This is a genomic window from Niveispirillum sp. (assembly GCF_017996735.1).
GTDB lineage: Bacteria > Pseudomonadota > Alphaproteobacteria > Azospirillales > Azospirillaceae > Niveispirillum.
This window is the reverse complement of sequence record NZ_JAGOGJ010000223.1, coordinates 1-6,155: the sequence shown is the minus strand read 5'-3', so window position 1 is coordinate 6,155 and position 6,155 is coordinate 1. Positions and strand designations below refer to the sequence as shown.

Genomic DNA, 6,155 nt, shown 5'->3' with positions numbered 1-6,155 from the left:
CAATGACAACGACGTGAATGTGCGCAGCGGGCGCGCCACCCTGGCCTGGACGCCCACCGACAGCCTGCAGGTCACCCTGTCGGGCGACGTGACGCGCGAACGGCAGGCGGCAACGGATTACCAGGCCGTCGGCATCTTCAACAGCGCGGCGTCCGCGCCCAATATCGAACTGTATAACCGCGTGGTGCTGGCCCCGCAGGGCCTGACCTATGATAATCGCTGGGTGGCGCCCAAGCCCTGGACCACCTATTCCACCTCCACCAGCTATGCCAATTCCGATGTCTGGGGCGTGTCCGGCGTGGTGGACTGGGACCCCGGCGTGATCGGCGTGAAATCCATCACCGCCTATCGCGACCTGGATGTGCGCAGCAAGGCCGACGCCGACGGCACCCCCGCCGATATCGTGGCCTCTGCCGGCATCTCTGTGCAGCAGCACCAGTTCAGCCAGGAATTCCAGTTCAGCGGCGACGCCTTCGACGACCGGCTGAACTGGCTGGTCGGCCTGTGGTATTTTGAGGAAAAGGCCCAGGACACGCAGTCATCGCGGCAGTTGGTGGGCTTGGTGGAGGCGCTGCGCGCGGCCCCCAACCGGTCCATCTCCCCGCCCGGCGTGGCGGCCGCAACCTGCCCCGCCAACGGCACCGGCCCGGCAAGCTGCCTGGGTGGTGCCAATAACAACAATAATCTGCGCTATGACCAGATGCGCCTGGGCAACCGCTGGCTGGAAGGATCGTCCTATGCCGCCTTCGCCCATGCCGGATACAAGGTCACGGACGCTTTCAGCCTGACCGCCGGCGCGCGTATCAGCAAGGAGAAGAAGGACTTCCGTTATTACGAGGTCCGGCCCCTTCAGAACAATCTGATCAGCTTCAACAATGTCACCGCCGGCGATACCTGGGACGTGTTCACGCCGAAGCTGGGCGCCGAATACAAGTTCGACGACAGCATGATGGCCTATGTCTCCTGGTCCAAGGGGTTCAAGGCCGGCGGTGTCAATGGCCGCCCGACGCGTGCCGATCTGTTCAACACCTTCGATCCGGAAAAGCTGACGGCCTATGAGGCGGGGTTCAAGGGCGACTTCTTCGACCGCCGCCTGCGCCTGAACCTGGCCGCCTATTTCAGCGAATACAATGACATCCAGATCACCCGCAACACCACGGACAGCACGGGCGCCTTCATCCGCCTGGAAACCAATGGCGGCGACGGCGAGATCAAGGGTCTGGAAGCCGAAGCCACGGCGCTGCTGGCCGAGGGTCTGACCCTGCAGGCGGGCCTGGGCTATACCGACTTCAAGTTCACCAAGCTGCTGCCGCAGCAGGCCACGCCGGGCACGGTGCTGCTGAGCCTGAAAAACGAACTGCCCTTCGTGCCGAAATTCACCGGCAATCTGGGCCTGACCTATGAGGTGCCGGTGTCGGCTGACGGCGCGGCTTTGCGCCTGCGCGGCGACTGGCGCCATTCCAGCAGCTATTTCATCGACATCGACAATACCGCCGCCGTGGCCCAGGACGCCTATGACGTGTTCGACGGGCGCATCACCTTCGTGCCCGCCGCCGGTGGCTGGGAACTGTTCGTGGCGATGAGCAATATCACCAACAAGGCCGTCATCGCCAACGGCGTCGCCTCCCCCGCCAATGGCAACCAGATGGTCACCTACAAGCCGCCGCGCATGACTTATGGTGGTATCCGGGTGACGTTCTGAGGGGGCGTTCCGGCTGGAGTTTGCCTAGTTTAGGTGAAATTGACTTGATCTCATCTAAACCGTCATCCCCGCGAAAGCGGGGACCCAGCGCAGAGCGGCGTCGGCCGCGACAAGACTCATGTCGGCGCTAACCGCGCCTTACGCTGGGTCCCCGCTTTCGCGGGGATGACGAGAATGAGCGATTAGGGGGAAGCGCATCTTGGTTCAACGCTTTGACAAACCACCAACGGCCGGTGGCGGGCTGCTGACCCGGATTTCCTTCGTGCTGGGGGCGGCCGGGCTGTTGATGGCCATGTCGGCGGATGCCATCGCGGTGCTGGGCCGGCATGTCGGTTTCACCCTGCTGGGCGCCATCGAGGTGGTGCAGGCCAGTGTGGTTCTGGCGGCCTCGGCCGCCATGGTTGGCGCCACCCTGTCGGGTGCCCATGCCCGCGTTCATATCCTGATCGAACGGCTGGGCCCCACCTGGCACCAGCGTTATGACCGGGCGTCGGATATCGCCTGCTGCCTGTTCTTCCTGTTCCTGGCCGCCGGGTCCGCCTGGGTCGCCGCCGACCTGTGGAGCGGGTTCGAGGTGACGGAGATCCTGGGCCTGCCTCTGCGCTGGCTGCGCGTGGTCTGGATCGCTTCCTGCGTACTGATCGCATTGCTGTTCCTGGCGCGGGCCCTGGGCAAGGGGGGACATCATGAGTCCTGAACTCTGGGGTGCCATCGGCATCGTTGCGTTGCTGGCCCTTCTGACCCTGGGCCTGCCCATCGGGGTCGCCCTGGCCGCCGTGGGCGCAGGCGGCATTGCCATCCTGGTCACGCCGGAAGCGGCCATGATCAAGGCCGGTGTGGTGGCGTTCGAGACCATCGCCAAATACGAACTGGGCGTGTTGCCGCTGTTCCTGCTGATGGCGCATCTGTGTTTCGCCGCCGGGGCCAGCCGGGATTTCTTTGACGCGGCGGCCCGGTTCATCGGGCACCGGCCGGGCGGGCTGGCGCTGGCCTCCATCGCCGGTTGCGCCGGGTTCGGGGCGATCAGCGGGTCCAGCCTGGCCACCGCCGCCACCATCGGGTCGGTGGCCCTGCCGGAGATGCGCAAGCATAATTACTCCCCGGCCTTCGCCACGGGCGCGCTGGCCGCCGGCGGTACGCTGGGCGCGCTGATCCCGCCGTCCGGTGCCTTGATCGTGTTCGGCATCATCGCCGAACAATCCATCGGCCGCCTGTTCGCCGCCGCCGTGATCCCGGGCTTGAGCCAGGCCCTGTTCTATATGGTCGGCATCTATATCCTGTGCCGCATCTGGCCCGAACTGGGGCCGAAGACGGCGCGGGTGCCGTGGCGCGACCGGCTGCCGGCCCTGCGGCGCATCATCGACATCGTGGCGCTGGTCGTGTTCGTGGTCGGCGGCCTGATGGTGGGCTGGTTCACGCCGACGGAGGCCGCATCGGTGGGGGCCGTGGGGTCCTTCCTGCTCTGCGCCATCCGGGGCGCCCTGACGCGGGCCGCCATCACCAAGGCCCTGTCGGACACGTTGCGCACCACCGGCATGATCTATGTCGTCATCATCGGCGCCATCCTGTTTTCCACCTTCGTCAGCCTGACGGGCATTACCGGGCACATGTCGGCGCTGGTCGCCGATCTGGATGCGGGGCCGCTGGCCGCCGTGCTGGTGATGACCCTGCTGCTGCTGGTGCTGGGGTCTTTCCTGGACGGGTTGGCGCTGATGCTGCTGACGGCGCCCATCTTCCTGCCGATCATCATCGATCTGGGGCTGTCGCCCATCTGGTTCGGCATCTTCCTGGTGCGGACCATGGAGATCGGGTTCGTGCATCCCCCATTGGGGCTGAACTGCTACGTCATTCATGGCATCGCCAAGGATATTCCGCTGGGCACCATCTTCCGGGGCATCGTGCCCTTCCTGGCCATCGATTTTGTGCATCTGGCGGTCATCATCGCCTTTCCGGCGGTGACCCTGTGGCTGCCCAAGGTGCTGGGGGCATGATGATGGGCACGCGTCTGAAACAGTTTCTGGCCGCCTGTGCCCTGACCCTCCTGTCCGCCTGTGGCGGCGAGGAGGAAGCGCCCGGCACCATCAGCCTGTCCTATGCCAGCCCCTACCCGCCCGGCCATCCATTCAGCAAGGCGGATATCGAGTGGATGAAGGCGGTGACAGAAAAATCCGGCGGCAAGTTGGTGATCAAGCCCTTCTGGTCGGGATCGCTGATCACCTCGGACCAGAGCATGGTGGAAATCCGCCATGGCGTGGCCGATATCGGCCTGATCACCCCGATCTATGCAAGAGGCGGGGCGCATGCGCTGCGCGGACAGGCCGGGTTCTATGGCGGGATCAAGGACCTGTCGGATCAGGTCGCCATCTATAAATGCCTGGAAGCGGCCTTCCCCGCCTTCGGCCGGGAACTGGAGGGGCTGCATGTGCTGGCCGTCCAGGGTGGTAACTTCCCCGGCGTCCTGACGCGGCACAAGCCGATTGAGAAGCTGGAGGATTTGCGCGGCCTGCGCCTGCGCGCGCAGACCGAGGCGCTGGGCGTGCTGCGCGACCTGGGCGCCGATCCCGTCAACATGCCCATGGGGGAAGTTTATTCAGCCCTGGCCAAGGGTGTGATCGACGGGGTGGTCGCCCCGGTCGACACGGTCCATTCCCTGCATTTCGGGGAAGTCGCCTCCTATTTCACGGCCCTGCATTTCGACCGTGGCGCCTATCCGGCCCGCGCCATGTCCGACAAGGCCTGGCAGCGTCTGACGCCGGAACTGCGCCAGGTGCTGAAAGACGCACAGCCGATCTGGGAAGCCGCCTTATCCCGCCAGATTTTGAGTGCCGAGGATCGCGGGATGGAGAAGGGCAAGGCGATGGGCATGCGCATCACCGATGCCCTGCCGCCCGACGATCAGGAAAGGTTCCGCACGCTTTATGCCGCCAATACGCGGCGCATCGCGGACGAGCTGTCGCATTTCGATATCGATGGCCATCCGATCCTGGCCCATGCCCAGGATTTGATCGCCGCGCGGAGCCGGGGGGAAACCCCGGCCTGTTTCAACAGCCAAACGGAGCAATCGCCATGACACGCGAAGGCCCCCTGGAAGGCCCCCTTGCCGGGCTGCGCATCGCGGATTTCAGTTGGGTCGGCGCCGGCCCACGCGCCACCAAGGATCTGGCCGATTACGGCGCGACCGTCATCAAGGTGGAAAGCGCCCGGCGCCTGGACCTTGGCCGCCTGTCCCCCCCCTTCAAGGATGGAAAGCGCCACCACGACGCCTCCGCCTTTTTCGCCATCACCAATACCGGCAAGCAGGGCGTCACCATCAATCTGAACGATCCGCGCGGCATCGAGGTGGCCAAGAAGCTGGTCGCCTGGGCCGACGTGGTGGTGGAGAATTTCGGCAAGGGTTACATGGACCGGATCGGCCTGTCGTTCGACACGCTGAAATCCATCAAGCCGGACATCATCCTGCTGTCGGTCAGTGTGACCGGACGCACCGGTCCCCTGTCCGATCTGCGCGGCTATGGCAATTCCGCCGCCGCCCTGTCGGGATTCGCCGCGCTGTCCGGCTGGCCCGACCGGGGGCCGCACATGGCGCCCTTTGCCTATGGCGATGTGGTGGCACCCATGATGGCGACGGTGGCGGTTCTGGCGGTGCTGGAACATCGACGGGTGACGGGCGAAGGCCAGCATCTGGACGTGTCGCAGGTGGAACCGATGATGCTGGTCACGTCGGATTGTCTGGCCGACGGGCAGCGCGGGATTGAGCCGCGCCGCGGCAATGACGATCCGCGCATGGAGCCGCACGGCCTGTTCCCCTGTCGCGGCCCCGATCAATGGTGCGCCATTGCCGCGCGCGACGATGCCGACTGGCGCGTGCTGGTGGCGCTGACGGGCATCGACAATCCACGTTTCGTCAGCTTGCAGGGCCGCAAGACCCATGCGGCGGATCTGCGCGCCCTGCTCGCCGCCTGGACCCGGACGCAGGACAAGCACAGGCTGGCCGACCATCTGTCCGCCGCCGGTGTGCCGGCGGAGGCGGTGAATGACGGGCGCGACGTGTTCACGGATGCCGAACTGGAACGCGCCGGCCATTACCATCGCATTCAGCATGACAGGCTCGGCGATTGCGAAATGCCGGGGCCGCCGCTTCGCTTTTCCGATGCCGCCATCCAGGTTGGCTCGCCGCCGCTGCTGGGCGGGGACAATCGCGCGGTCTTTGTCGACCTGATGGGCATGGACCCGGCGGAGGTCGACGAACTGACCGCCGCCGGCGCGCTGGCGTGAGGGGAATGATGATGCTGAACCATCTGACCATCATCGACGCCACCGGCGAACTGGGCGCGCTGGCGGGCCATATGCTGGCGCAACTGGGCGCATCGGTGACGCGGCTGGTCCCGGCGGGGGGCGAGACGGCCGATCCGGTGTGGAACCGGGACAAAAGCTGCATGGCGCTGGATGATGC

General features: G+C 65.6%; 5 protein-coding genes. All 5 read left to right on the top strand.

The annotated features are described in order from the left end of the window. On the top strand, positions 1-1,702 hold a 1,702-nt coding region (locus KBA48_RS31875; RefSeq protein ID WP_292912704.1), incomplete at its 5' end, for a TonB-dependent receptor. A 199-nt stretch (positions 1,703-1,901) separates the two neighbouring features. Beyond that, positions 1,902-2,399, top strand: coding sequence for a TRAP transporter small permease (locus KBA48_RS31870; protein ID WP_292912703.1), 498 nt, complete (start codon positions 1,902-1,904; stop codon positions 2,397-2,399). Further along, positions 2,389-3,693 carry a TRAP transporter large permease gene (locus tag KBA48_RS31865; RefSeq protein ID WP_292912702.1) on the top strand — a complete coding sequence of 435 codons (1,305 nt, stop codon included), beginning with the start codon at positions 2,389-2,391 and terminating at the stop codon, positions 3,691-3,693. Before KBA48_RS31870 ends, KBA48_RS31865 begins: the two co-directional genes overlap by 11 nt. Next, on the top strand, positions 3,690-4,772 hold the full coding sequence (locus KBA48_RS31860; protein WP_292912701.1) for a TRAP transporter substrate-binding protein: 1,083 nt from the start codon (positions 3,690-3,692) through the stop codon (positions 4,770-4,772). The genes KBA48_RS31865 and KBA48_RS31860 overlap by 4 nt, the downstream gene beginning before the upstream one ends. Beyond that, positions 4,769-5,977: a CaiB/BaiF CoA-transferase family protein gene (locus KBA48_RS31855; RefSeq protein WP_292912700.1), complete on the top strand. Its 1,209-nt coding sequence runs from the start codon at positions 4,769-4,771 to the stop codon at positions 5,975-5,977. The genes KBA48_RS31860 and KBA48_RS31855 overlap by 4 nt, the downstream gene beginning before the upstream one ends. Positions 5,978-6,155: the final 178 nt, after the last annotated feature.

What these genes read in the sequence shown, in the direction of transcription:
- KBA48_RS31855 (WP_292912700.1), top strand. Translation starts at nt 4,769, where the DNA reads ATGACACGCGAAGGCCCCCTGGAAGGCCCCCTTGCCGGGCTGCGCATC.
- KBA48_RS31860 (WP_292912701.1), top strand. Translation starts at nt 3,690, where the DNA reads ATGATGATGGGCACGCGTCTGAAACAGTTTCTGGCCGCCTGTGCCCTG.
- KBA48_RS31865 (WP_292912702.1), top strand. Translation starts at nt 2,389, where the DNA reads ATGAGTCCTGAACTCTGGGGTGCCATCGGCATCGTTGCGTTGCTGGCC.